The following is a 24,313-nucleotide window of genomic DNA, read 5'->3' as shown; positions in this document are numbered from 1 at the left end:
GGCATTGCCCTGATAGGGGCACAGAATATTGTGGGCGCGCAGCCAGTCGCGCCAAGGCGTTGGGGGATGTCAGTGGCCGCAAGGACACGCACAGCGGGCTGGGAGCGCATTTTGCGCCTGCGTCGCGCGAAGCGGTTTCAGAACTTTGCCACCTTCGGGCTGGTCGTGCTGGGTCCGGTGCTGGCACTGGTGACATTCCTCGTCATGGGGCCGCTGGATCAGGGGGCGCAGTCGGACGTGCTGCGGCTCGTCCTGCTGTGCGATCTGGTCTATGTCATCGCCGTGGCCGCGCTGGTGATGCAGCGCGTCGTTCAAATGATCTCGGCGCGCAGGTCACGGTCGGCCGGATCGCGGCTGCACCTGCGGCTGACGGGCGTATTTGCGATCATGGCGCTGCTGCCGACCATCACCGTCGCAGTTTTTGCGACGCTGTCGGTCAATATGGGGCTTGAGGCGTGGTTTTCCGACCGCGTCGGGCGCGTCGTCAGCAATTCGGTCGCCGCCGCCGAGGCCTATGAGGAAGAGCATCGCCGCGATCTGGTGATTGACGCGCGTGCGGTGGCGCAGTTTCTGGAAGCGGTCAAGCAACGCAGCGTGTTCATGGATGATGGCGACATCCGGCAGGTCTTGACCGAAGGCCAGCGCGAAATCCAGCGTGGCCTGCGCGAGGCCTTCGTGATCGACAGCTCCGGCGAAATCCGTGCGCGCGGAGAAAGCTCGTATCTGTTCGATTATGAGGAGCCGACGCCTGCGCAGATCGCCGATGCGCGCAGCGACGGTCTGCTGATCATTCAGGATTGGGACAACAACGAATTTCGCGCCCTGATCCCGCTGGAGGGCTTTGCCGATCGGTTGCTCTATGTGACGCGCAACGTGGATGGTGACATCCTGTCCCTGCTGGACGAGACCAAGGAAACCGCCAATTTCTATCAGCAACGTGAAAGCGAACGGGGCCGCGTCCTGTTTGAATTCGGCCTGCTGTACCTGGGCTTTGCCGTCATCCTGATCCTTGCCGCCGTATGGCTGGGCCTGTGGTTTGCCGAACGCCTTGCGCGCCCGGTGGGGCGCCTGACCAGCGCCGCGCAGCGCATCGGTGCGGGCGATCTGGATGTGCAGGTCCGCGAGGAGGAAGGCGACGACGAGATCGCGCAGCTCAGCACGTTTTTCAACCAGATGACCCGCCAGCTGAAGGGGCAGCGTGCTGCCCTGCTGTCGAACACCGAACAGATCGAGCGCCGCCGCCGCCTGTTTGATTCGGTGCTGGGGTCGGTGTCGTCGGGGGTTGTCGGGCTTGATGCGAAGGGGCGCATCGCCTTTGTGAACCGCGCCGCCGAAAAGCTGCTGGACTGGCAGGAGGACCGCCAGTCGGTTGACCTTATCGTCGCCGTCCCCGAATTTGCCGGGCTGTTCAATCGTCTGCGCAAAAGCGCCGGCGGTTTTGTTCAGGACGAGATTCGCGTCACGCGCGGCGGCGATCAGGAGAGCCTGCTGGTGCGGATGTCGACCCGCCGAACAGATAGCGGAAGGCGTGAGGGGTATGTCGTGGCCTTTGACGATGTAACCGATCTGGTATCGGCGCAGCGCATGGCGGCATGGGGTGACGTCGCGCAGCGCATCGCACATGAAATCAAGAACCCGCTGACCCCGATCAAGCTGTCGGCCGAGCGCACACAGCGCAAGTTCTCCAAGCTGCTGGGTGAAAAGGACGCCGCCGATCTGACGCAGCTGACCAATGTGATCGTGCGCCAGACCGACGATCTGCGGCGCATCGTCGATGAATTTTCGAAATTTGCCCGCATGCCCGAACCGCAGCGCAAGCCCGAAAGCCTGACGCGCCTGGTGCGCGAGGCGGTACTGCTGCAGGAGGCCGGTCAGCCCGATGTGCGCATTGAGGCCGACCTGGACGACGCCCCGCTCTGGGCTGATGTGGACGCGACGATGATCTCTCAGGCGCTGACGAACCTTATCAAGAACGCAGGCGAAGCCACTGAAACCCTTCTGGAAAAGGGCCTTGCGCCCGAAGGGTTCCAGCCCACGATCCGGGTGTCCAGCCAGTTCACGGACGGGCGCGCCGAACTGCGCATCGCCGACAATGGCATCGGCCTGCCCGAGGACCGCTCGCGTCTGTTTGAGCCCTATGTTACGACGCGCGACAAGGGCACCGGGCTGGGTCTGCCGATCGTCAAGAAAATCATCGAAGAGCATGGCGGCACGTTGGCGCTGACCCCTGCCGACCCCTTTGACGAGGGCGCGCATATGGGCGCGATGGCCGTGATCCGGCTGGATCTGACTGCCATAAATATTGACCAAGAAGACGCCGACAAGGCGACGGGAGCACAGGTATGAGCGATATTCTGATTGTGGACGACGAGCGCGACATTCGCGAGTTGATCTCGGATATTCTGGGCGACGAGGGGTACAAGACGCGGATGGCCGGTAATTCTGACGGTGCCATGGCCGCCATAGCGGCCGACCCGCCGGCGCTGCTGATCCTCGATATCTGGCTGAAAGACAGCAATATGGATGGCATCGATATCCTCAAGGCGGTCAAACGCGACTATCCCGAGGTGCCGGTGGTTATCATCTCGGGGCATGGCAACATTGAAATCGCCGTCGCCGCGATCAAGCAGGGCGCGTATGACTTCATCGAAAAGCCTTTCAATATCGACCAGTTGATGGTGGTCATCCGGCGCGGAATGGAAACCAGCCGCCTGCGCCGTGAAAACACCAGCCTCAAGCGGCGCGAGACGACGCCCGCCGAAATGCTGGGGGAAAGCGCCCTGTTTCGCGCGCTGCTGGGGCAGCTCGACAAGGTCACGCGCTCGAACGGGCGGGTGATGCTGTCGGGCCCCGCAGGCAGCGGCAAGGAACTGGCGGCGCGGTATATCCACGTCAATTCGAACCGCGCCGCTGCACCATTCGTCACCGTCGGCTGCGCGTCCATTGACGCGGAGCGCATGGAAGAGGTGCTGTTCGGTCGCGAGAGCAAGGAAAAGGGCGTGGAGCCGGGCCTGCTGGAAGAAGCCGACGGCGGCGTGATCTACTTTGACGAGGTCGCGGACATGCCGCAGGGGACCCAAGGCAAGATTCTGCGCGTGCTGGTCGATCAGCAGTTTCTGCGTGTTGGCGGATCAAACAAGGTGCAGGTGGATCTGCGCGTCATATCCTCCACCTCGCGCGATCTGGAGCAGGAAATCGCCGAAGGCCGGTTCCGCCGCGAGCTGTATCACCGCCTGAATGTTGTGCCGATCTCCGTGCCCTCGCTGGAGGAGCGGCGCGACGATATCCCGCTGCTGGCCGAGTATTTCATCGACATGCTGAACAAGGCCCAGGGCCTGCCGCAGCGCGCGATCGGCAGCGAGGCGCGCGCCCAGCTTCAGACGATGGCGTGGCCGGGCAATGTGCGCCAGCTGCGCAACCTGATCGAACGGGTGCTGATCCTGGGGGATGGCGCGGGCGAGATCGAGGCGCGCGAACTGCCTGACGAGGCAGACAGGGCCTCGGGCGACGGGCGCGTGGTGCTGTCGGGATCGCTGGCCACGATGCCCCTGCGCGAGGCGCGCGAGGCGTTCGAGCGCGAGTATCTGCTGACTCAGATCAACCGCTATGGCGGCAATATCAGTCGCACCGCCGAATTTGTCGGAATGGAGCGCAGTGCGCTGCACCGCAAGCTGAAATCGCTGGGGGTTGCGACATCCGGGAAAACGCCCGCACGGGCAGGGTGATCGGCGCGGCGGGCGGGGACGCAGGCCGGTCGGCGGCGCTCACGTACCCACCTACCATCAGACCATTTGACCGCCCGGTGTTTGTCAGGCACATCAATGCAGCAGCTTTGAAAGGCACGCCATGAAGGTCATCATTTGCGGCGCGGGCCAGGTTGGTTGGCAGATTGCACGCCACCTGTCGGGCGAAAAGAACGACGTCACGGTGGTCGACAATAATCCCGATCTGGTGCGCCGCGCCACCGATACGCTTGACGTGCAGGGCCTGCACGGCTTTGCCAGCTATCCCGATGTTCTGGATCGTGCCGGCGCGCGCGACGCCGACATGATCATCGCCGCGACCCATTCGGACGAGGTGAACATGGTCACCTGCCAGGTCGCGCATTCGGTCTTTGCCATCTCGCGCAAGATCGCGCGCCTGCGCAGCCAGTCCTATCTGGATGCGATCTATTCCGATCTTTACCGGCGCGACCACATGCCCATCGACGTGGTTATCAGCCCCGAAAAGGAGGTGGCCGAGGCCGCGCTGCAACGCCTCGCCGTGCCTGCCGCCTTTGATACCGAGACGTTCATGGGCGGCAAGGCCCAGTTGATGGGCCTGCGGCTGGACGAGGATTGCCCGGTCGTCAACACGCCGCTGCGCCAGCTGTCGGATCTGTTCTCGACGCTGCGGGTGGTGGTGCTCGCGGTGCGCCGGGGCGGCCATTTGTTTGCGCCCGAGGCCGGCGATCAGCTGTTTGTCGGCGACGAATGCTACGTCTTTGCCCCGAACGAGGATATCCCCCGCACGCTGGAGGTGTTCGGCAAGAAGGTGCACAAGCAGGAACGGGTGGTGATCCTGGGCGGCGGCAATGTCGGCCTCGCCGTTGCCAAGGCGCTTGAGGCGAAGGGCCGCGGCCTTCGTGCCAAGATGATCGAGCGGGATCGCGGCAGTGCCGAGCGCGCTGCCGACGCGTTGGAACGTACCATTGTGCTGAACGGCGATGCGTTGAATCGCTCGATCCTGCACGAGGCCGGCATATCACGCGCCGATGCGGTGCTCGCCGTCACCGATGACGACAAGACGAACCTGCTGGCTGCGGTGCGCGCCAAATCCGAAGGCTGCCCCTTTGCCATCGCGCTGATCAACGACCCCACGCTGATACCGCTGCTGGAGCCGATCGGCGTCGACGCCTACATCAACCCGCGCGCCACCACCGTCAGCAGTATTCTGCGCCATATCCGCCACGGACGGGTCCGCGGCGTCTATTCGATCGGCGACGCCGAGGCCGAGGTGATCGAGGCGCAGGTCATGTCGACCTCTTCGATCGCGGGCAGCATGATCCGCGACATCGATTTTCCCGAAGGGGTGCTGGTCGGCGCGGTGCAGAAAGGCGACACGATCCTGAAACCCACCGGCGCCATGCGCGTCGATGAGGGGGATGTGATCGTGATCTTTGCCATGGCATCGGACGTGGAGCGGGTGGAACAGCTGCTTCAGGTCTCGATCGACTTTTTCTAGGCATGGCCGTGCGCACCCAGATTGCGTTGACCGCACCGCTGGCCCGCCTGCCGCTGATCCTGCTGCTGGCCGGGATCGCGTCGCTGGCGATGTTCGTGCCGGCGCTGCACGCGCTGATGCAAGGCGAACACACCGTGTCGCGCAGTTTTGCCTATACCGGCGCGCTGGGGCTGGTGCTGATCGGTCTGATCGCGCTGGCGATGGGCGGCAACGCCCGGCGTGAGGCCAGCGATCTGGACAACCTCCTGTCGCTCTGCCTCGCCTTCGCGGCGCTGCCGGTATTTTTGGCGATCCCGTTCTATGAGGGGCTGCGCACGACAACCTTTCTCAATGCCTATTTCGAGATGGTATCGTCCTTCACCACCACCGGCGCGACCCTGTTTGAAAAACCGGGGCGGCTGGTGGACAGCCTGCATCTGTGGCGTGGCATGGTCGGCTGGATGGGCGGGCTGCTGATGTGGGTCGCCGCCTCGGCTGTGTTGGCACCCCTGAACCTCGGCGGATTCGAGGTGACGGCCACGGCCGAGCCGGGGCAGGTCGAGGATGCGCAGGGCCGCTTTCAGCGTGCCGGATCAGGCCGCCGCGTCGCGCAGGTGACCAGCGCGCTGGCGCCGCTATACATCGGGCTGACGGGTGCGCTGTGGCTGTTTCTGGCTATTGGCGGCGACCGGCCGCTGGTGTCGCTGGTGCATGCGATGTCGACCATGGCGACCAGCGGCATTTCGCCCATCGGCGGGGTGGGCAATGCCGGGTCGGGCATTGGCGGTGAGGTGGTGATTTTCTTCTTCATGATGTTCGCGTTGTCGCGGCTAACCTTTTCATCGGATACGGTCACATCCACGCGTCCGGGCCTGCACAACGATCCCGAATTCCGACTTGGCATGGTGATCGTGCTGGGGGTGCCCCTGCTGCTGTTTTTCCGCCATTGGCTGGGCGCGCTGGAGGGCGAGCAGGTCGAGGATCTGCCATCGGTGCTGAGCGCGCTCTGGGGTGGCATGTTCAGTGTGCTGTCGTTCCTGTCGACCACCGGGTTTGAAAGCGCACATTGGGATCAGGCGCGCAATTGGTCGGGCCTGGGCACTCCGGGGCTGATCCTGATGGGCGCGGCGCTGATGGGCGGGGGCGTCGCCACCACGGCAGGCGGGGTCAAGCTGCTGCGCGTCTACGCCCTCTACCTCAATGGCCAGCGCGAGATGGAGCGTCTGGTACATCCTTCATCTGTGGGCCGCGCCGGCGCGCGCAGTCGGCGTATGCGCCGACAGGGTGCGTTCGTGGCGTGGATCTTCTTCATGCTGTTCGCGATGTCGCTGGCGCTGATCACCATCATCATGGCGGCGCTGGGGATGACGTTCGAGCAGTCCATCATTCTGGCCATCGCAGCGCTGTCCACGACCGGCCCGCTGACCCAGATCGCGGGCGACGCCCCCATCGCGCTGAACCTCATGGGCGCCACAGCCAAGCTGGTGATCTGCGCCGCAATGGTACTGGGCCGACTGGAAACGTTGGCGATCATCGCGTTGATCAGCCCCAGCCTATGGCGCGACTGATACACCCGGCATGGTGGCACAGGGGCGGCAGCAATTTGCCCAATTCTGACAACTATGTGCAACCGTTCGATTTTAGGGCTGGAAACTCGTGTTGTGCCGGATCATATTGGTAACGATACAACCATCCGATGCCGATCCGCGGCACTTGCAAGAAAAAATGAATTTGGGGACCAAATATGGCAACTGACCGGCAGAACCTTCAGGACGCGTTTCTGAATCAAGTGCGCAAGACCAAGACACCGGTGACGGTGTTCCTGATCAACGGCGTGAAATTGCAGGGTGTCATTACCTGGTTCGACAATTTCTGCATCCTGCTGCGCCGCGACGGGCAGTCGCAACTGGTTTACAAACATGCAGTTTCCACGATCATGCCGTCGCAGCCGATCAGCCTGTATGATGGTGATGATGCGGCCTGATCCGCACCATTCCCCAAGGTTCACTTGATGAACGATGATATCATCGACGACGGCGAGGATGGCGACGAGAACGTTCCGCACGCGCGTGATGCCCGCTCCAATGATACCCGTGCCCGCAACACAAGGGCATGGGTCCTGCACCCCGATACCTACAAATCCAGCAGCAACGCGCGTAAACCGGCGCTGGCACTGGAAGAGGCGGTGGCCCTTGGCCACGCCCTGCCGGGGCTTGAGGTGCTGGGTGGAACCGTCGTGCGCCTGCCCAAGATCCACCCCGGCAAGCTGTTCGGCAAGGGCAAGATCGCCGAACTGAAAGCCCAGTTTGCGCAGGCCGAGATCGAGCTGGTCCTGATCGACGGCCCGGTCAGCCCCGTGCAGCAGCGCAATCTGGAAAAGGACTGGGAGGTCAAGATCCTGGACCGTACCGGCCTGATCCTTGAGATTTTCAGCGACCGCGCCGCAACCCGCGAGGGTGTGTTGCAGGTGGAAATGGCCGCCCTCAGCTATCAGCGCACGCGGCTGGTGCGCGCCTGGACCCATCTGGAACGGCAGCGCGGCGGCCTTGGCTTTGTCGGCGGCCCCGGCGAGACGCAGATCGAGGCGGACCGCCGGGCCATCGACGATCACATTGTGCGCCTGCGCCGTCAGCTGGACAAGGTCGCCAAGACGCGCACCCTGCACCGCGCCGCCCGCGCCAAGGTGCCGTTTCCCATCGTTGCGCTGGTCGGCTATACCAATGCCGGAAAATCCACGCTTTTCAATCACCTGACCGGCGCCGATGTGATGGCCAAGGACATGCTGTTCGCCACGCTGGACCCGACGATGCGGCGCATTGCGCTGCCCGGCGGCGGGCCCGAAGTGATTCTCAGCGATACGGTCGGCTTTATTTCCGACCTGCCGACCGAATTGGTCGCCGCCTTCCGCGCCACGCTGGAAGAGGTGCTGAGCGCCGATCTGATCCTGCACGTGCGCGATATCGCCCACCCCGAAACCGAGACGCAGAAAACCGATGTCGAGGACATCCTGACCAGTCTCAAGGTCGGCTCAGACACCCCGCGCCTTGAGATCTGGAACAAGATCGATCTGGTCGACCCCGAGGAACATGACGCGCTCATCACCCGCGCCGAGCGGGATGAGGACGTTCAGGCGCTGTCAGCCGTGACCGGCGAGGGGATGCAGGCGCTGGTTGATCGCATCGCGCAGAAACTGACCGGCGGTGCCCGGCGCGAAGAGGTGTCGCTGCCATTTTCGGCGGGACGTCAGCGCGCATGGCTGCACCAGCATGGCCTGATCGAGGAAGAAGCGCAGGGCGAGGATGGCTATCGCCTGACGTTGCGCTGGACGCCCCGCCAGCGCGCCGAGTTCGACGCGCTTTAATCCGCATCCTGCGGGGGCGCCGCCGGGGTCAGGATTGTCACACCGACAGCCCCCGCGCGGGCCAGTTCGGGATCCAGAGACATCGGAATATATTCGCCACGCCGCCATAACTGCGCCAGATCGTCGTAATACCGGCTGAGAAAATGGCCTGATTGACCGGTCGAAATGATAAAGACGCTGCTGCCCGGATCGGCAAAATCATAGACACCGCGATAGCCCGCTGCGTGCACATTCTGAAACGGGTTCGGCCCGGTGCCACTGGTGCGCCCGCGTTGCAGCGTATTGTCCCCGCCGCCTGTCGATTGGCGTATATTCACGAAATAGCGCAGGCCCGGCACCGTTCCCAGCACCGGGTGATCCTGCACCGCCTGATGCGCGTCGCCCCAACGCAGCGATTCCAGCGCGGTGCCGTAGCGCTCGGAGATCCAGACCAGCGCATCATCCAGTGCTAGCCGCGCGATGTCGGGGCAGGTTTCGATGGGCGAGGACTGCTTGACGTCGCACCACGCGGACGCGCCGTCGATGTTGCGAAAGACGCGTTCGACGAAAACCGGGTCGGTATGGGTGAATTCTTCGGCCAATGGTCCCAGTTCGTCCTGCACCAGACGCTGACCGAGGGCGCGCAGCCACGCGGCATAGATCAGCGGCTCGGGGCGGTGTTCATTCATCTCGCCGTTCCAGTCGGCCAGAAGCTCCAGCGCGCGCTGGCGCAGGCGCAGCGGAGTGCCCTCGGGCGCGCTTTCGCCGGTGAACCACAGATCCGCGCCGATCAGTGGCAGCAGCGAGCGGGCGGTGAAGCTGACCGTATCCAGCTGCGCCTCGACAAAGCTGTCGCGTGTATGAACCTCGCGCCCCTGCATCAGATTTTGCCAGCGATAGACGCGCTGTGTATCACCCCAATGGTAGCTGACATGCAACGGAAACGGGCGATCAACGATCTTGTTGTTGGTGTTGCCCAGAATGCCGCCGGGTGGGTCGATGAATTCGGGGTTGGCGGAATAGGGCGACCGGCCCTGCCAGCGGTTATGCGCGATCCAGCCCCGGCTGGGCAGGCGGCCCTGTGTGTCGTGTTCGGCGTGGCGGCGCGGCATGGCGCCGACCATCTTCATCGCGATCCGGCCTTCGTCGACCACGGTCAGCACCTGCGCAGGCGCGACGAATTTTTCGCCCGCCGCCAGTGCCTGTTCGATGCTACCGGCGCGCATCAGGTCAATGCCCGCGCTCATGGTCGTGTCGCGCGGGCTGAGCGCGGTCCACGATAGCGACGCGACATGCCCCGGCGGGGTGATCGCGGCCAGATCATATTGCGAGCCGGGCAGGACTGGCCCGTTTTCCGTGCTGCGCAGGGTCAGCGTGACGGACTGCGCGCCCTTGACCCGGATAATTGACCCGCGCGTGGCGAATTTGGCGTAGCCGTCCGGCGTGCGGTACTCTTCGGGGTTTTCCGGGTTCAGTTGTTCAATATGGACGTCCTGATCGTCAAGGTAAGCCGAGGTGAGGCCCCATCCCATCGTGTCGCTGCGCCCGCTCAGCACCAACGGCACACCCGGAATGGTGGCACCGATGACGCCGCCGGTGGATAGCTCCAGCCGGGCCAGATACCAGATGGACGGGGCGGTCAGGCCCAGATGCGGATCATTCGCCAAAAGCGTGCCGCCCGAGGCCGAGCGCGACGGCGCAGCGGCAAAGGCGTTGGATGCCCCGGCTAGCGCGAGCGGCCGAACGGGCGATAGCGGATCTGCCGCCGCCTGCGCCGCCTCGGCAAAGCGCGGAAGCGCGCCGGGTGCGAAATAGCTGGCATATTTCGGCAAGGCCGCGATACCGCTGCCGGGCGCGTCGGGCAGGATATCGGCCAGCCGCGCCGGATCGTCCAGCGCCAGCGACGTGCGTGCGCGCAACACTTCGGTCTGCATATGGCCCGATAGCTGCACCGCCATCAGTTTGATGATTGAAATGGAATCGGCGGGCACCCATGGCGCGATGGGCGCGTTGAACAGGAACATCTCGGGCGCGCCGCGGCCCAGGGCACTGTCGTTGATTTCCGTCAGGCGGGCGTTGACGCCGCGGGCATAGGCCTCCAGCGCGGCGCGGGTGGCGGGATCCTGCCAGCGCACGGATGCGCGGGCGGCGCCATAAATGTCAAAGCGGCGCATCAGTTTGTCTATGGCAAGGCTTCGAGGGCCGAACACCTCGGACAGGCGGCCCTGAGCGGTGCGGCGCAGGATCGTCATCTGCCACAATCTGTCTTGTGCATGGGCGTATCCCAGCGCCTGAAACACGTCCGCCTCGGACTGGCCAAAGATATGCGGCACATCGGCATTGTCGCGCACGATCTCGACTGGATCGCCAAGGCCCCCAATGGCAAGCGTCTTGTCATAGTCGGGCAGGGACCGCGCCAGCAGGAAATAAAGGCCGATCACGCATAGCACGGTCAGCGCGATCAGCGCCCCCGCGATCCGCATCAGCCATTTGAACACCTGCGCCATGCCGCCCCGCCTTGCGTTTCCAATGGCGCAGGGGATAGTCAGAAACGGGGCCCGAGACAATGGCCCCGGCGGCAATGTGAACGGGGAGAAGACGCATGGCGAAACTGGCATTTCTGGGACTGGGTGTAATGGGCTATCCGATGGCAGGGCACTTGCGTGCGGCCGGCCATGACGTGACCGTCTATAACCGCACCGCTGCCAAGGCAGATAAATGGGTGGCCCAGCATGGCGGCGCCAGCGCGCCGACTCCGCGCGAGGCGGTGGCAGGCGCCGATTTTGTCATGGCCTGCGTTGGCAATGATGACGATTTGCGCAGCGTTTGTCTGGGCACGGATGGCGCGTTTGCCGGGATGGCGTCAGGCGCGACCTTTGTGGATCACACTACGGTTTCCGCCGCCGTGACGGCCGAGCTATATGCGGCGGCAAACGAGGCTGGGCTGAATTACGTCGATGCGCCGGTATCTGGCGGTCAGGCGGGGGCGGAAAACGGCCAACTATCGATCATGTGCGGCGGCGATGCACCGATCTATGACGCGGCCGAGCCGGTGATGCAGATCTACGCCAAGCTGTGCCGCCGGATCGGCGCATCGGGCTCGGGGCAAATGACCAAGATGTGTAACCAGATCGCCATAGCCGGGTTGGTGCAGGGTCTCAGCGAAGCGCTGCATTTCGCTGAAAAGGCCGGGCTGGACGGGCGCGCGGTGGTCGAAGTGATCAGCCAGGGCGCTGCGGGCAGCTGGCAGATGGCGAACCGGTCCGAGACGATGCTGGACGATCAGTTCGAGCATGGTTTTGCCGTTGACTGGATGCGCAAGGATCTGGGGATCTGCCTCAAAACGGCGGATGAGAACGGCGCATCGCTTCCGGTGACGGCGCTGGTCGATCAATTCTACAAGGATGTGCAAAAGATGGGCGGTAGCCGCTGGGATACATCGAGCCTGTTCAAGCGGTTGCGCGAGATCGGCTGATGCTGCGCCGCGTTGCAGGCGGCGCAGCATGAGTATTTTTTGAACATTGAAAGATCGGGCGCGCGCAAGGATATGGGCGGCGCGCCCTCTTTTCCCGGGTCTATTCGGTCAGGTAGGGCACCGGATCAAGGCTGTCGAAGCCTTTGCGTACCTCGAAATGGACTGCTGCGGCGCCGCTGGTCGGGATCTTGGCCAATGTTTGCCCGCGCGCCACGCTATCGCCGGTCTTGACCGCGACATTGGCCACGTTTGAATAGACCGTCAGCAGGTTGTTCGCGTGCTTGACCACGATGATCGGCGTGCCTTTGGTATCCTTGGTGATGGCGGCGACAGTGCCGCCATCGGCGGCCTTGACGGCGGTTCCGGGGCTGGCGGCGATGTCGATACCGTCATTCTTGCCTTTGGAGTAGGGGCGCACGATGTCACCGCGCACCGGATAGCTCATCCGGGCCTTGGCGTTGGTGGTCTGCTGTTTGCCTAGATCGGGCGCGTCCTTGGGTTTTTCGGCCTTGGCTGCGGCTGCGGGTACGGTATCCTCGGGTGGCAGGGGCTTGGCCGCGCTCGGAGGCTCTGGCGTGGGTGACCCGGCGCCGGGCAGTTCAGTCGCAGTCGAGGGCGCGCGCGCCGCCGTTTGCTGCCCCGGCAGGGTGACGGGAATGATCAGAAACTGGCCCTCGCGCACCGCGAAATCGCTGCCGAGGCCGTTCCAGTCAGCCAGACTGCGGATTGGCACGTTGTAGAGGCGTGCGATGGTATAAGCGGTCTCGCCGCGCTGGACCTGGTGGCGTACAGGCTCGGCGCCGCCTTGGCTGGGGGTGGAGGCGGGGGCCAGCGTGCTGGTTTCGATATGGCTTGGCCCGGCGCTGTCGATCGCGGCGCCGGCGATGTCGGTGATATCGCGGCCTGTCGGCTCGGCCACACGGCCCGGCAGGGCGATCACCTCCCCCTGGCGCAGCGGGTCTCCGGTTTGGATGCCATTATAGCGCGCCAGCTGGTTTGCGTCGACGCCGATGCGCGCGGCAAGGCTGGCGAGCGTATCGCCGCGCTGCGCGATTGCGACCTGGTAGCCGGGGTAGGAGATGATACCGCGTGCGTCGGGTTTCGGTCTGTCGGCGGTGGCCGCGCGCGCCGCGCCCGCCGTGTCCAGGCTGCCGCCGATAGGGCCGCGCAGGTCGAAATCCGGGTTGTCGCCGCAGGCCGCGAGGGCCAGCGCGCAGGTACCGGCCAGCAAAATCGTTATACGGGGCCGGCGTCGCATCTGTGGGCGCTGGATACTGCTCATGTCGGTCTTCGTCCTCATGCTCGGCCCCATATGTATCGGGGCTGGTCTGTAATGTCCTGCGCCCTCAGGCGGTATCGCGGCCCAGCCCCTCGACCAGTGGCACGAAGCGTACCGGGCGCAATTCGTCATAGTCAAAGCCTGCGTCGGTGCGCGTTACGCGGATCAGCCGCTGCACATTGTCCGATTGGCCAACCGGGACCACCATGATACCGCCGATTTTCAGCTGGGCCAAGAGCGGTCCGGGCGGATCCTCGGCGGCCGCCGTCACAAGGATGCGGTCGAACGGTGCCTGTTCGGGCAAACCAAAGCTGCCGTCGGCGGTGAGGGCGGTGATGTTGTTCAGATCCAGCGTCTGAAAGATTGCGCTGGCTTCCTGCACCAGTCGCCTGTGGCGGTCGATCGTATAGACCCGGCGCACCAGCAGGCTGAGGATCGCGGCCTGATATCCCGAGCCGGTGCCGACCTCCAGCACCTTGTCGCGCGGGCTGAGCTTGAGCGCCTGTGTCATCAGCCCCACGATCGATGGCTGGCTGATCGTCTGCCCACAGGCGATGGGCAGCGGCATGTCCTCATAGGCGCGGTCCGAGAAATAGCCGCGGATAAAGGGGCCGCGGTCGATTTTTTCCATCGCGGCCAGCACGCGGTTATCCGTGATCCCCTTCGAGCGTAGCGCGTAGAGAAACTGCATTTTGCGTTCGGCGATATCGGGGTCTTCCTCGGTCATTCGATGGCTTTCAGCGGCTCCAGCATGTCGTGGGCGGTAAGGTCCGCGCGCATCGGCGTGACCGAGATGTAGCCCTCGAGATTGACCGCCGCGTCCGATCCGGGGCTGGTAGGCTGCTGCTGCGGCGCGCCCGTAACCCACAGGAACCGGCGACCCGAGGGCGAAACATGCGGCTCGACACCGAAACCAATGTCGCGGCGAAAGCCCTGCCGCGCGGCGCGCAGGCCTTTGACGGCGTTGCCGGGAACTGGCGGGAAATTGACGTTGTAGAAGATGCCGTAATCGTCCCGCGTCCAGACGCCTTTGTCCAGCAGGCGCTGGACGGTATCGAGGCCATGTGCGCGCGATGCGTCGAACGTATCGTCCAGATCGCGGTTGGCGGGTCCGTAGAACTGGCTGAGGGCGATGGCGCGGATGCCTTGCAACGCGGCTTCCATCGCGGCGCCCAGCGTGCCGGAATAGACCGCGTTTTCAGCGGCATTATTGCCCCGGTTGACGCCGGACAGCACCAGATCGGGGGTCTTGCCCCTGAGGATGTCGTATAGCCCGGCCAGCACGCAATCGGCGGGGCTGCCCTGCACCGCAAATCGGCGTGGGGCCAGTTCGCTGACCATCATTGGCTGGGTGTAGGAAATGGCGTGACCGACGCCCGACTGCTCGAACGCGGGCGCGACGCACCACACCTCGCCATCCGGGCCGGCCAGGGCGTCGGCGATTTCTTGCAGGGCCTGAAGGCCCGGCGCATTGATGCCGTCGTCATTGGTGATCAAGATGCGCAAGATTTCGCCCTCCAGCCTGCCTGCTCTTGTCTAAACGGCACAGCCGACAGCGGCAAGCGCCTATCCCAGAAGGCCGATCAGGCGGCGCGCCGCATCGCGCGGGCTGGCCAGCGCCTCGCGATCCTCGCCGGGATAGAACCGCGCGCGGGTGGCCGTGGCCATGGGGCCGGGGCTGACGATATGCACTTTGGGACCGTGGCGCGCGCTTTCGGCCTGCCACGAGCGGGCCAGCGCGATCTGCGCGGCCTTGGTGGCGCCATAGGCGCCGGCGAATTTCTCGCCTGCCTTGAAATCCTCAAAGAACATGGCGTGCCCCGCCTCGCCCAGAAGCGGCGCGATATAGGGGATCAGATGGCCCGTCGCGGTCACGTTGGTGGCGACCGATTTGTCCCAGTCGCGCGCATCCAGTGACATGGCCGGGCTGAGCGGTGCGGCGTGAACGGCGGTATGCGCCCAGATCGCGATACCGCCCCAACGGTCATGGATGCTGCGGCACAGCTGCGCCATCGCGTCGGGATTGGTGATGTCCATCGGCGCCAGCGTGGCCGAGTGGCCTGCTGCCTGAATGCGGTCGTCCAGTTCTTCCAGCGCGCCGGTGGTGCGCGCGACGGCGACAACGTGGTGCGCGGCGGCGAGTTCTTCGGCGAGGGCGGCACCAAGGCCGCGCGAGGCGCCGGTGATAAGGGCGACGGTTTGCGCTTTGTCTGTCACGGTCTTGGGCCTTTCCTCAGATGATAGCTTTGCGCCAGATGCGCGCAGTGATCGAGTGCCGCTTCGGGCAGCGGCGCGGCCAGCGGCATGAGCAGGCCGCGGCTGCCCTCATGGCGGAATGTCCCCGGATAGATACTGCGCATCGTTTCAGCAAGGTCGGTGCGGCAATTGACGTAAACACCGATATGATCCGGCGCCGCCTTTTGCCATGCGCAGCGCAGGGTCGTGCCACTGCGGCTGGCACCCGTCAGCCAGGCAGGCTCGCCCCATTTGAGGGTTTCGCTCAGTGCACCGACGGGCGGTGTGGATGCTGCCGCGTTCAGGACGATCCGGCGGATGACGTGAAACGCGGCCTGCGCGCGGTCAGGCCACCGGGTAACAACTTTTGCAACGGGGGCGGGCAGGGGCGTCATCGTGCGCTGTCAGTCCGGGCGGAGCCGTCCCTGCCCACCACAGACCCGGCGGCCGGTTCTTTTGCGATTCGCCGCAGGCGACGTTGGCGGGAGGCAGGCGTCACTCTGCTGCCTTCAACTCGAACCCCTGCTCGATCTGGTCCGAGGGACGCACTGGATATTCGCCCGAAAAACACGCATCGCAATATTGCGGGCTGCTGTCGTCGCGGCCCGTTGCCTCGCCCACGGCGCGATAAAGACCGTTCAGCGAGATAAACTTGAGGCTGTCGACGGCCAGATGCTGGCGCATCTCATCCTCGCTCATGGTTGCGGCCAGCAGTTTTTCGCGCTGGGGCGTGTCGACCCCGTAAAAGCAGGGCCACGCCGTGGGGGGCGACGCGATGCGAAAATGCACCTCGGCGGCGCCGGCGTCCAGGATCATTTCCCGGATCTTGCGGCTGGTGGTGCCGCGCACGACGCTGTCGTCGACCAGAATCACCCGCTTGCCCTGAATCAGGGCGCGGTTGACGTTCAATTTCAGGCGCACGCCCATGTTGCGGATCTGGTCCGTCGGCTCGATGAATGTGCGTCCGACATATTGGTTGCGGATGATACCCATGGCGTAGGGAATGCCCGATTCCTGACTGTATCCGATGGCCGCAGGCACGCCCGAATCCGGCACCGGGCAGACCAGATCGGCGTCGACCGGGCTTTCCTTGGCCAGTTCCACCCCGATCTGCCGGCGCGTCTCATAGACGCTGCGGCTGCCGATGATGCTGTCGGGGCGGCTGAAATAGACGTGTTCAAAGATACAGAAGCGCGACTTTTGCTTGCGGAAGGGGAAATGGCTCTCGACGCCGCCCTTGGCGGTAATGACGACCATTTCGCCCGGCGCGATCTCGCGTTCGTACTTGGCGCCGATAATGTCCAGCGCGCAGGTTTCAGAGCTAAGAATCCAGCCATCACCGAGGCTTCCCAGAACCAGCGGGCGCACACCCAGCGGATCACGCACGCCGATCAGCTTTGTGCGGGTCATGGCGACGATGGAAAACGCGCCCTCGACGCGGCGCAGCGCGTCTTCCATCCGGCCGACAATATTGCGTTGCAGCGAGCGGGCCATCAGATGAATGATACATTCGGTATCGGAATTGGACTGAAAGATGCTGCCGCGCTCAATCAGTTCCTTGCGCAGGGCGACGGCGTTGGTGATGTTGCCGTTATGCGCGATCGCCGCGCCGCCCATCGCGAATTCGCCAAAGAAAGGCTGCACGTCGCGCAGCACCGGCATCTTGCCGCCCGAGGTGGAGTAGCGCACATGCCCGATGGCCAATTCGCCCGGCAGCGTTTCCATCAGGCTTTGCTTGGTGAAGTTGTCGCGCACATAGCCGAACCGGCGCTGACTGTTGAACCCCTCGGTGGCGTCATGGCTGACGATGCCGCCGGCCTCTTGGCCGCGATGTTGCAAGGCGTGCAGGCCGAGGGCGCAAAAATTGGCGGCCTCGGGGATGCCGGTCACGCCGTAAACGCCGCACTCCTCCTTCAGCTTGTCGCCATCGGCGGCGTCGCGCAGATAGGTGGTATCAAAGGGATGGGCGGGAGGCATGAGTTTGGCCAAGGGGCAACTCCGAATCCGGGTTTTACATATTCGTCACACATAGGCACTGCGGTCGCATATGTCACGGCATGATCGTGCACTACTGCGTGAGGCGGCGGGTGGCCTGCGGATGCCACGCTACCAGCGCGACAGGATCACGCCGCCCGCCACCAGTGCGGCAGACAACAGGCGCAGGGGGCTGACGCTGTGCTGCGCCACGCCGAACGCACCGATATGGTCCAATAGCAACGCCGCGCCCATCTGGCCAAAGATCATCAGCGTCGTGGTGGTCAGCACGCCCAGTTTCGGCACGCTCCACAGCGCGGCAAAGACATAGACCGCCCCCAGCGCGCCGCCGACCAGCATCCACATCGGCACGCGGGCAAAGCGCAGCAGATTAGGCCCGTCCCCGATCAGCACCGAGACCACCAGCAGAATCACGAAACCGACGCCAAAAGACAGCGTCGCCGCCCCGATGGGGCTGCCGATTCCGCGCCCAAGCGCCGCGTTGATCGGCGCCTGCGTGGCAACCATGCCGCCCGCGATCGCCATCAGGATCGACGCGCCAAGGATCTGGTTTGTCATTGCGGTTACTCGGCGGGGGCGATGGTCGCGTCATCGGTGGCGGCGGGATCAATTGCAGCGGGGGCTGCCGTCTCGCTGCATTTGCCGACCAATGCCTCGTATTGCGCGGTGATCCAGCCCAGTGCCTGCTCGGGGTTTCCGTCCTCGATCTTGCCGGTCATGCGCTGGAACACGCGGGCCGAGCGGCTGTCATCGACCATCTGGATCTGCTGCGATGTCATAATCGTTTCGTAGACGAAATAAGCGATGGCAACCAGCAATATGCCCCGCGCCACGCCAAAGACAAAACCCAGCCCCTGATCGATTCCGCCCAGCGCCGAGCGCTGCACCAGAGACGAGAACAGCGGCACGATCAGCGACGCCACGATCAGCGCGATGGCGAACACGACGGCGAATGCGGTGATCATGCTCAGTTCGCAGCTGTCGGCGATGAATTCGCCGATGACCGGGATCTCCTTGACCAGCGGTTCGACCTGCGGGGCAAAGATGAAGGCGATGATTCCCGCCACGATCCAGCCCGCGATTGCCAGCGCCTCGCGCACGAACCCGCGCGAATAGGCCAGCAGCGCCGACAGAACGATAACCAGCGCTACAACGCCGTCGATGATGGTAAAGCCGTCCATGTCGCCTCGATCCTTATGCGCTAACCAGCGCCAAATGTGTCGCCCACAAAGCCGATCAGATCCGCCGCACGTGTCAGCGTCAGACCGGTTTTTCCGCCGGGCTTGCCGCCCTCGGGAATGATTGCACTGCTGAAACCAAGTTTTTGGGCTTCTTTCAACCTGTTTTCGGTCTGGCCCACGGGCCGCAAGGCGCCTGATAGGCTGATTTCGCCGAAAATGACAGTGTCTGCGGGCAGGGCGGCGTCTTCTCGCGCGCTGAGTAGGGCGGCGGCGACGGCCAGATCCGCCGCCGGCTCGCTGATCTTCATGCCGCCCGCGACGTTCAGATAGACGTCCAGCCCGGCAAACGGGATGCCGACGCGCGATTCGAGCACCGCGAGGATCATCGCCAGCCGCGCACCGTCCCAGCCCACGACCGCGCGGCGCGGCTGTGAATGGGGTGACGGGGCGACCAGGGCCTGAAGCTCGCACAGAACGGGGCGCGTGCCCTCGATCCCGGCGAACACCACCGATCCGGGCGAGGGTTTGCCCCGTTCGCTCAGGAACAGAGCCGAGGGGTTCGTGACCTGCGCCAGCCCGGCGCCTGTCATCTCGAATACGCCGATCTCGTCGGCGGGGCCGAACCGGTTCTTGACGGCGCGCAGGATGCGGAACTGGTGCCCGCGCTCGCCCTCGAAATAAAGCACGGTGTCGACCATATGTTCCACCACGCGCGGCCCGGCGATCTGGCCGTCCTTGGTGACATGACCGACCAGCACGACGCTGACGCCGCGCCGCTTGGCAAAGCTGGTCAGATCATGCGCGGCGGCGCGCACCTGGCTGACGCTGCCCGGCGCGCTGCCGATGGTGTCCAGCCACATGGTCTGGATCGAATCGATGATCACCAGATCGGGCTTTTCGGCCTCCATCGTGGTCAGGATGTCGCGCAGGTTGGTTTCGGACGCCAGTTTCACATTGGCGCCTGACAGGCCCAGCCGTTCAGCCCGCATGCGTACCTGCGCGCTGGCCTCCTCGCCCGAGACGTAGATGGTTTTCAGCCCTTGCCGGTCGAAACTGGCCGCCGCTTGCAACAGCAGCGTCGATTTGCCGATGCCCGGATCGCCGCCGACAAGGATGGCCGAGGCCGGCACCAGCCCGCCGCCCAGCACGCGGTCCAATTCATCCATGCCGGACGAGGTCCGCGGGGGCGGCGCCTCCTTGGCCGACAGATCGGTCAGCTTCATGCCGGTGCCGCGTTTCGCGCCCAGCGTGGCCGTTGACGGCCCGGCGCTGAGGCCCTCATCCTCGTGAATGGTGTTCCACGCACCGCACGCATCGCAGCGCCCGGACCATTTGTTATGGACCGCGCCGCAGGCCGTGCAGGTGAATGTCGGTTGGTTTTTCGCCATAGGCTGCCTGATGCCCCAAGCGGGCAGGGCCGTCAACGGGGCGCTTAACGCACCGCCTCGATGGGCCCCTCGGCGCGGCCATGGATGAACTGATCAAGGTAGGGATCGCCCGACGCATCCATATCCGCGACCGGCCCGGTCCATTTGATCACGCCGTCATGCAGCATCGCGACCTTGTCGGCGATGGCGCGCACGGATGTCATGTCATGGGTGATGGTCATGGCCGTCACGCCCATTTCAACGACGATCTCGCGGATCAGATCGTTGATGACGCCCGACATGATCGGATCAAGGCCCGTCGTCGGCTCGTCAAAGAATATGATCTCGGGCTCGGCGGCAATCGCGCGGGCAAGGCCGACGCGCTTTTGCATCCCGCCCGACAGCTCGGCCGGGAATTTGTCGGCGGCATCGGGGGTCAAGCCGACGCGGCGCAGTTTTTCGATCGCGATCTCGCGCGCCTCGGCGACAGGGCGCTTGGCCGGACCGCGCAGCAGGCGAAAGGCGACGTTCTGCCAGACCGGCAGCGAATCAAACAGCGCGCCGCCCTGAAACAGCATGCCAAAGCGCGCAAGGAACGCATCGCGATCACCGCGGGTAACGTCGGCCCCGTCCAGCGTGATTGTGCCGCTATCGGGCATTTCCAGGCCAAGGATGGATTTCAGCAGGATCGACTTGCCCGTGCCGGACCCGCCGATGATCACCATGGATGATCCGCTGTCCAGCGTCAGGTCGACCCCGCGCAGAACGTGGTTGCTGCCAAAGGATTTACGGACGTCCGTCAGGGTGATCATGCTGAGAAAAACACCTCTGTCAGGACATAGTTGCTGGCCAGGATCAGCACCGAGGCGGTTACGACCGCCGCCTTGGTCGCGCGCCCCACGCCCTGCGCGCCCCGCCCCGAATTCATGCCGTAATAGCAGCCCATCAATGCGACGATAAAGCCAAAGACCGCGCCCTTGATCATCCCGCTCAGCACGTCCCAGCCCTCGAGAAAATTCAGCGTGTTATGCATGTAGGTCGCGGCGTTGAAATCCAGCCGTCCGACGCCCACCAGAAACCCGCCCATGACGCCGATCACGTCGCCCACGCCCACCAGCAGCGGCACGGCCAGCGTCGCGGCCAGAACGCGGGGCAAGGTAAGGTATTTCATCGGATTGGTAGACAGGGTGGTCAGCGCGTCGATCTGCTCGGTCACCTTCATCGTGCCGATCTCGGCGGCAATGGACGAGGCGACACGCGCCGCCACCATAAGGCCGCCCAGAACCGGGCCAAGTTCCCGCGTCAGCCCGATGGCGACGATGGAGGGCACGACCGTTTCGGCGTTGAACCGCGCGCCGCCGGCGTAGATTTGCAGCGCCAGCGCGCCGCCCGTGAACAGCGCGGTCAGCCCGACGACGGGCAGCGACAGCCACCCGATCTGGATCAGCGCATGGGCGAATTCACGCATGTAAAACGGCGGGCGGATCAGGTGCGACACCGTCTGCCCGGTATACAGCGTAACCCGACCAATGCCCGCCAGCGCCGCAAGAACATGACGTCCGATAGCGGCCAAAAAGCCAAGGATCACGGTCATCAGCCGAGATACCGCCGGGTGTAGCGCGCGCTCATCGAAGTGAGTATCTCGTATCCGATGGTACCCGCAGCATCCGCCAACGTATCGATACCTTGCAATGGGCCCAGTAGCGCGACAGATTTGGGGTCTCTGGAGGTGTCCGTCACGTCGATGCCGATCAGGTCCATCGAAATCCGCCCCACGACGGGGCAGCGCACATCGTCGGCCCAGACAGCGGCGCGATCACCCAGGCAGCGCAGGATGCCATCGGCGTAGCCGGCACTCAGCGTTGCAATGCGGCTGGGACGGCGCGCAGTCCACGCGCGACCATAGCCCACGGCATCGCCCGGCGCGACGTCGCGGCACTGTATCACCGGGATATCCAGCGATACGACAGGGCGGGCCTTTTCGAACGGCATACCGCCATACATGCCGATACCGGGGCGCGTCACATCGAAATGATAGGCCCGGTCCAGCAGGATGCCGCCGGTATTGGCCAGACTCAGCGGGCAGTCGAGGCCGGCAGTCATCTGGCGGAACGTCGCCAATTGGTCCGTGTTCATCGCCGCGCCCAAATCGTCGGCGCAGGCCAAGTGGCTGATGATCAACTGCGGGCTTTGGGCCAGCGCGATGTCGCGCACGGCGGTCCATTCGCTGGGCTCCATACCCAGCCGGTGCATGCCGGTGTCCAGTTGCAGGCCAAAGGGATGGCCCGGCAGGGCTTCCAGATGACGGATCAGCTGGTCCAGCGAATTCAGGATCGGCGTCAGGTCCATGTCGCCCAGCATGTCGGCATCACCTGCCATGTGGCCCGACAGGATGTAGATCACCGGACCGGGGCCAAGCGCCTGACGCAATGCCGCGCCTTCCTCGGTGACGGCGACGAAAAACGTGCGCGCGCCAGCCTTGGCCAAGGCCCGGCCCACCCGCGCGGCGCCCAGGCCGTAGGCGTCGGCCTTGACCACGGCGGCGGCTTCGGCGCGGCCCATTGCGGCAAGCGCGCTCCAGTTGGCGGTCAACGCGCCGAGATCTACGGTAAGGGTGGCTGTACTCATGACCGGGGTTTTGACACGGGTGCGCGCCGCGTCAAGCCCAAAGCGCCCCGGCAGGCAGCGCCGCCGGGGGTGTGTGAAAAGGGCGCCATCAGAACTCCTGCTCGTTGCCGCCATTCTGCCAAGGCTGCACAAGGTTGCCAAAGCGGGTAAAGCGCCCCTCGAAGCTGAGGTCGATCGACCCGATGGGCCCGTGGCGCTGTTTGCCGATGATGACCTCGGCCTTGCCGTGCAGACGCTCCATCCGTTCCTGCCAGGCGGCCATTTCGTCCAGCCTGTCATCCGACGGTTTCTCGCGCTCGACATAATATTCCTCGCGGAACACGAACATGACCACGTCCGCGTCCTGCTCGATCGAGCCCGATTCGCGCAGATCGCTGAGTTGCGGGCGCTTGTCCTCGCGGTTTTCCACCTGACGGCTAAGCTGCGACAGGGCGATGACGGGGATGTCCAGCTCCTTGGCGATGGCCTTGAGGCCCATGGTGATCTCGGAAATCTCGTTCACGCGGTTTTCAGAGCGTCCGGTGCCGCGCACCAGCTGAAGGTAGTCGATGATCAGAACATCGAGGCCATGCGTCCGTTTCAGACGCCGGGCGCGTGCCGCCAGCTGGCTGATCGGCAGGGCGGGCGTGTCGTCGATATATAGCGGGCAGGATTCCAGCTGTTTGGCGGCGTCGACAAAGCGGCGGAATTCGCCCTCGGTCATGTCGCCGCGGCGAATCTGTTCGCTGGGCACTTCGGAGGCTTCGGACAGGACGCGCGCGGCCAGCTGTTCGGCGCTCATCTCCAAGGAGTAGAAGCCGACGACGCCGCCTTCGATGGACCCTTCGGTGCCGTCGGGCAGCGTGCCGCGCTTGTAGGCCTTGGCGATGTTGAACGCCAGGTTAGTGGCCAGCGACGTCTTGCCCATCGACGGGCGCCCGGCGAGGATCAGAAGGTCGGATTTGTGCAGCCCGCCCAGTTTCTTGTCCATGTCGATCAGGCCGGTTGAGATGCCGGCCATGCCGCCCTCGCGCTGATAGGCCGCGTTGGCCACATTAACAGCGTCCGTTACTGCCCTGAGAAAGCTTTGAAATCCGCTGTCGGTCTGGCCTTGCTCGCTGAGCTTGTAGAGCTGCTGTTCGGCCTCGACGATCTGGTCCTTCGGCTCGCTGTCCACATTCATATGCGCGGCCTTGCCGGCGATGTCGTGGCCCAGCGCGATCAATTGGCGGCGGATCGCCAGATCATAGATCATCTGCGCGTAGTCGCGCACCGCATAGGTGCTGATTGCCGCGCCGGCCAGATTGACCAGATAGGCGGGGCCGCCCAGCTCCTTGAGGCCCTCGTCCTCTTCCAAAAACGCCTTGAGCGTGACGGGGGATGCCAGGTTGTTCTTGGCGATGCGCGCGGCTGCCGTCTCGAAGATGCGGGCGTGGACGGGGTCGTAGAAATGCTGCGGCCCGATGATGCTGGCGATGCGGTCAAAGACGTCGTTGTTGGTCAGGATCGCGCCAAGGAGCTGCTGCTCGGCCTCGATCGAGTGGGGCATGGTGTCGGCGGCCTGAATTTCGGTCCCGGCAGCGCTGCCGCTTGCGTTGAATTTGATGATCTCGTTCATGTCGCTCTCCGGCT

General features: G+C 64.4%; 21 protein-coding genes. 7 read left to right on the top strand and 14 right to left on the bottom strand.

The features are described from left to right. Window positions 1-66 precede the first annotated feature (66 nt). The 6 genes from FGD77_RS16295 to hflX all read left to right on the top strand — a co-directional run bounded on the left by FGD77_RS16295 (window position 67) and on the right by hflX (window position 8,563). Complete coding sequence (locus tag FGD77_RS16295; protein ID WP_255011243.1) at window positions 67-2,346, top strand: PAS domain-containing sensor histidine kinase; 2,280 nt, start codon at window positions 67-69, stop codon at window positions 2,344-2,346. Continuing rightward, on the top strand, window positions 2,343-3,725 hold the full coding sequence (locus FGD77_RS16290; protein ID WP_255011242.1) for a sigma-54 dependent transcriptional regulator: 1,383 nt from the start codon (window positions 2,343-2,345) through the stop codon (window positions 3,723-3,725). The genes FGD77_RS16295 and FGD77_RS16290 overlap by 4 nt, the downstream gene beginning before the upstream one ends. Window positions 3,726-3,846: 121 nt before the next feature. Continuing rightward, window positions 3,847-5,223: a Trk system potassium transporter TrkA gene (gene trkA / locus FGD77_RS16285; protein WP_255011241.1), complete on the top strand. Its 1,377-nt coding sequence runs from the start codon at window positions 3,847-3,849 to the stop codon at window positions 5,221-5,223. 8 nt (window positions 5,224-5,231) lie between these two features. Next, complete coding sequence (locus FGD77_RS16280) at window positions 5,232-6,770, top strand: potassium transporter TrkG (RefSeq protein WP_255011240.1); 1,539 nt, start codon at window positions 5,232-5,234, stop codon at window positions 6,768-6,770. 176 nt (window positions 6,771-6,946) lie between these two features. Further along, window positions 6,947-7,186 carry an RNA chaperone Hfq gene (gene hfq, locus FGD77_RS16275; RefSeq protein ID WP_076533031.1) on the top strand — a complete coding sequence of 80 codons (240 nt, stop codon included), beginning with the start codon at window positions 6,947-6,949 and terminating at the stop codon, window positions 7,184-7,186. 27 nt (window positions 7,187-7,213) lie between these two features. After that, window positions 7,214-8,563, top strand: coding sequence for a GTPase HflX (hflX, locus tag FGD77_RS16270; protein ID WP_255011237.1), 1,350 nt, complete (start codon window positions 7,214-7,216; stop codon window positions 8,561-8,563). On the opposite strand, the gene FGD77_RS16265 is transcribed toward hflX, so the two are convergent. After that, complete coding sequence (locus FGD77_RS16265) at window positions 8,560-11,049, bottom strand: penicillin acylase family protein (protein WP_255011236.1); 2,490 nt, start codon at window positions 11,047-11,049, stop codon at window positions 8,560-8,562. The genes hflX and FGD77_RS16265 overlap by 4 nt on opposite strands. 95 nt (window positions 11,050-11,144) lie before the next feature. Here FGD77_RS16265 and FGD77_RS16260 point away from each other — a divergent pair, with 95 nt between their 5' ends. Further along, window positions 11,145-12,017, top strand: a complete 873-nt coding sequence (locus tag FGD77_RS16260) for an NAD(P)-dependent oxidoreductase (RefSeq protein ID WP_255011235.1) — start codon at window positions 11,145-11,147, stop codon at window positions 12,015-12,017. Window positions 12,018-12,117: 100 nt separating this feature from the next. Here FGD77_RS16260 and FGD77_RS16255 read toward each other — a convergent pair whose 3' ends face one another. The 13 genes from FGD77_RS16255 to FGD77_RS16195 all read right to left on the bottom strand — a co-directional run bounded on the left by FGD77_RS16255 (window position 12,118) and on the right by FGD77_RS16195 (window position 24,299). Then, window positions 12,118-13,317 carry a peptidoglycan DD-metalloendopeptidase family protein gene (locus FGD77_RS16255; protein ID WP_255011234.1) on the bottom strand — a complete coding sequence of 400 codons (1,200 nt, stop codon included), beginning with the start codon at window positions 13,315-13,317 and terminating at the stop codon, window positions 12,118-12,120. A gap of 46 nt (window positions 13,318-13,363) precedes the next feature. Then, entirely contained in the window at window positions 13,364-14,023 is a 660-nt protein-coding gene (locus tag FGD77_RS16250) for a protein-L-isoaspartate(D-aspartate) O-methyltransferase (RefSeq protein ID WP_255011233.1), read from the bottom strand. Then, a complete protein-coding gene (gene surE / locus FGD77_RS16245) occupies window positions 14,020-14,802 on the bottom strand; it encodes a 5'/3'-nucleotidase SurE (RefSeq protein ID WP_255011231.1) in 783 nt (260 codons plus the stop codon). The genes FGD77_RS16250 and surE overlap by 4 nt, the downstream gene beginning before the upstream one ends. A 60-nt stretch (window positions 14,803-14,862) precedes the next feature. Continuing rightward, on the bottom strand, window positions 14,863-15,513 hold the full coding sequence (locus FGD77_RS16240) for an SDR family NAD(P)-dependent oxidoreductase (protein WP_255011230.1): 651 nt from the start codon (window positions 15,511-15,513) through the stop codon (window positions 14,863-14,865). Further along, the gene (locus tag FGD77_RS16235) at window positions 15,510-15,926 is read right to left on the bottom strand and encodes a hypothetical protein (RefSeq protein ID WP_255011229.1); all 417 of its coding nucleotides are present in this window, start codon (window positions 15,924-15,926) and stop codon (window positions 15,510-15,512) included. Before FGD77_RS16235 ends, FGD77_RS16240 begins: the two co-directional genes overlap by 4 nt. A gap of 100 nt (window positions 15,927-16,026) precedes the next feature. Next, entirely contained in the window at window positions 16,027-17,508 is a 1,482-nt protein-coding gene (purF, locus tag FGD77_RS16230) for an amidophosphoribosyltransferase (protein ID WP_255014285.1), read from the bottom strand. Window positions 17,509-17,637: 129 nt separating this feature from the next. Further along, window positions 17,638-18,084, bottom strand: a complete 447-nt coding sequence (locus tag FGD77_RS16225) for a DMT family transporter (protein ID WP_255011227.1) — start codon at window positions 18,082-18,084, stop codon at window positions 17,638-17,640. Between the two features lie 5 nt (window positions 18,085-18,089). Then, complete coding sequence (locus FGD77_RS16220) at window positions 18,090-18,707, bottom strand: CvpA family protein (protein WP_255011225.1); 618 nt, start codon at window positions 18,705-18,707, stop codon at window positions 18,090-18,092. A 20-nt stretch (window positions 18,708-18,727) separates the two neighbouring features. Beyond that, a complete protein-coding gene (gene radA, locus FGD77_RS16215) occupies window positions 18,728-20,095 on the bottom strand; it encodes a DNA repair protein RadA (protein ID WP_255011223.1) in 1,368 nt (455 codons plus the stop codon). 44 nt (window positions 20,096-20,139) lie between these two features. Next, window positions 20,140-20,886: an ABC transporter ATP-binding protein gene (locus tag FGD77_RS16210; RefSeq protein ID WP_255011221.1), complete on the bottom strand. Its 747-nt coding sequence runs from the start codon at window positions 20,884-20,886 to the stop codon at window positions 20,140-20,142. Beyond that, a complete protein-coding gene (locus tag FGD77_RS16205) occupies window positions 20,883-21,668 on the bottom strand; it encodes an ABC transporter permease (protein ID WP_255011219.1) in 786 nt (261 codons plus the stop codon). Before FGD77_RS16205 ends, FGD77_RS16210 begins: the two co-directional genes overlap by 4 nt. Further along, the gene (gene alr, locus FGD77_RS16200; RefSeq protein WP_255011217.1) at window positions 21,668-22,702 is read right to left on the bottom strand and encodes an alanine racemase; all 1,035 of its coding nucleotides are present in this window, start codon (window positions 22,700-22,702) and stop codon (window positions 21,668-21,670) included. Before alr ends, FGD77_RS16205 begins: the two co-directional genes overlap by 1 nt. 88 nt (window positions 22,703-22,790) lie before the next feature. Beyond that, complete coding sequence (locus FGD77_RS16195) at window positions 22,791-24,299, bottom strand: replicative DNA helicase (protein WP_255011215.1); 1,509 nt, start codon at window positions 24,297-24,299, stop codon at window positions 22,791-22,793. Window positions 24,300-24,313: the final 14 nt, after the last annotated feature.

Origin of the sequence: Roseovarius sp. M141 (assembly GCF_024355225.1) — a bacterium.
Lineage (GTDB): Bacteria > Pseudomonadota > Alphaproteobacteria > Rhodobacterales > Rhodobacteraceae > Roseovarius.
This window is presented reverse-complemented; position numbering and strand designations above follow the sequence as displayed.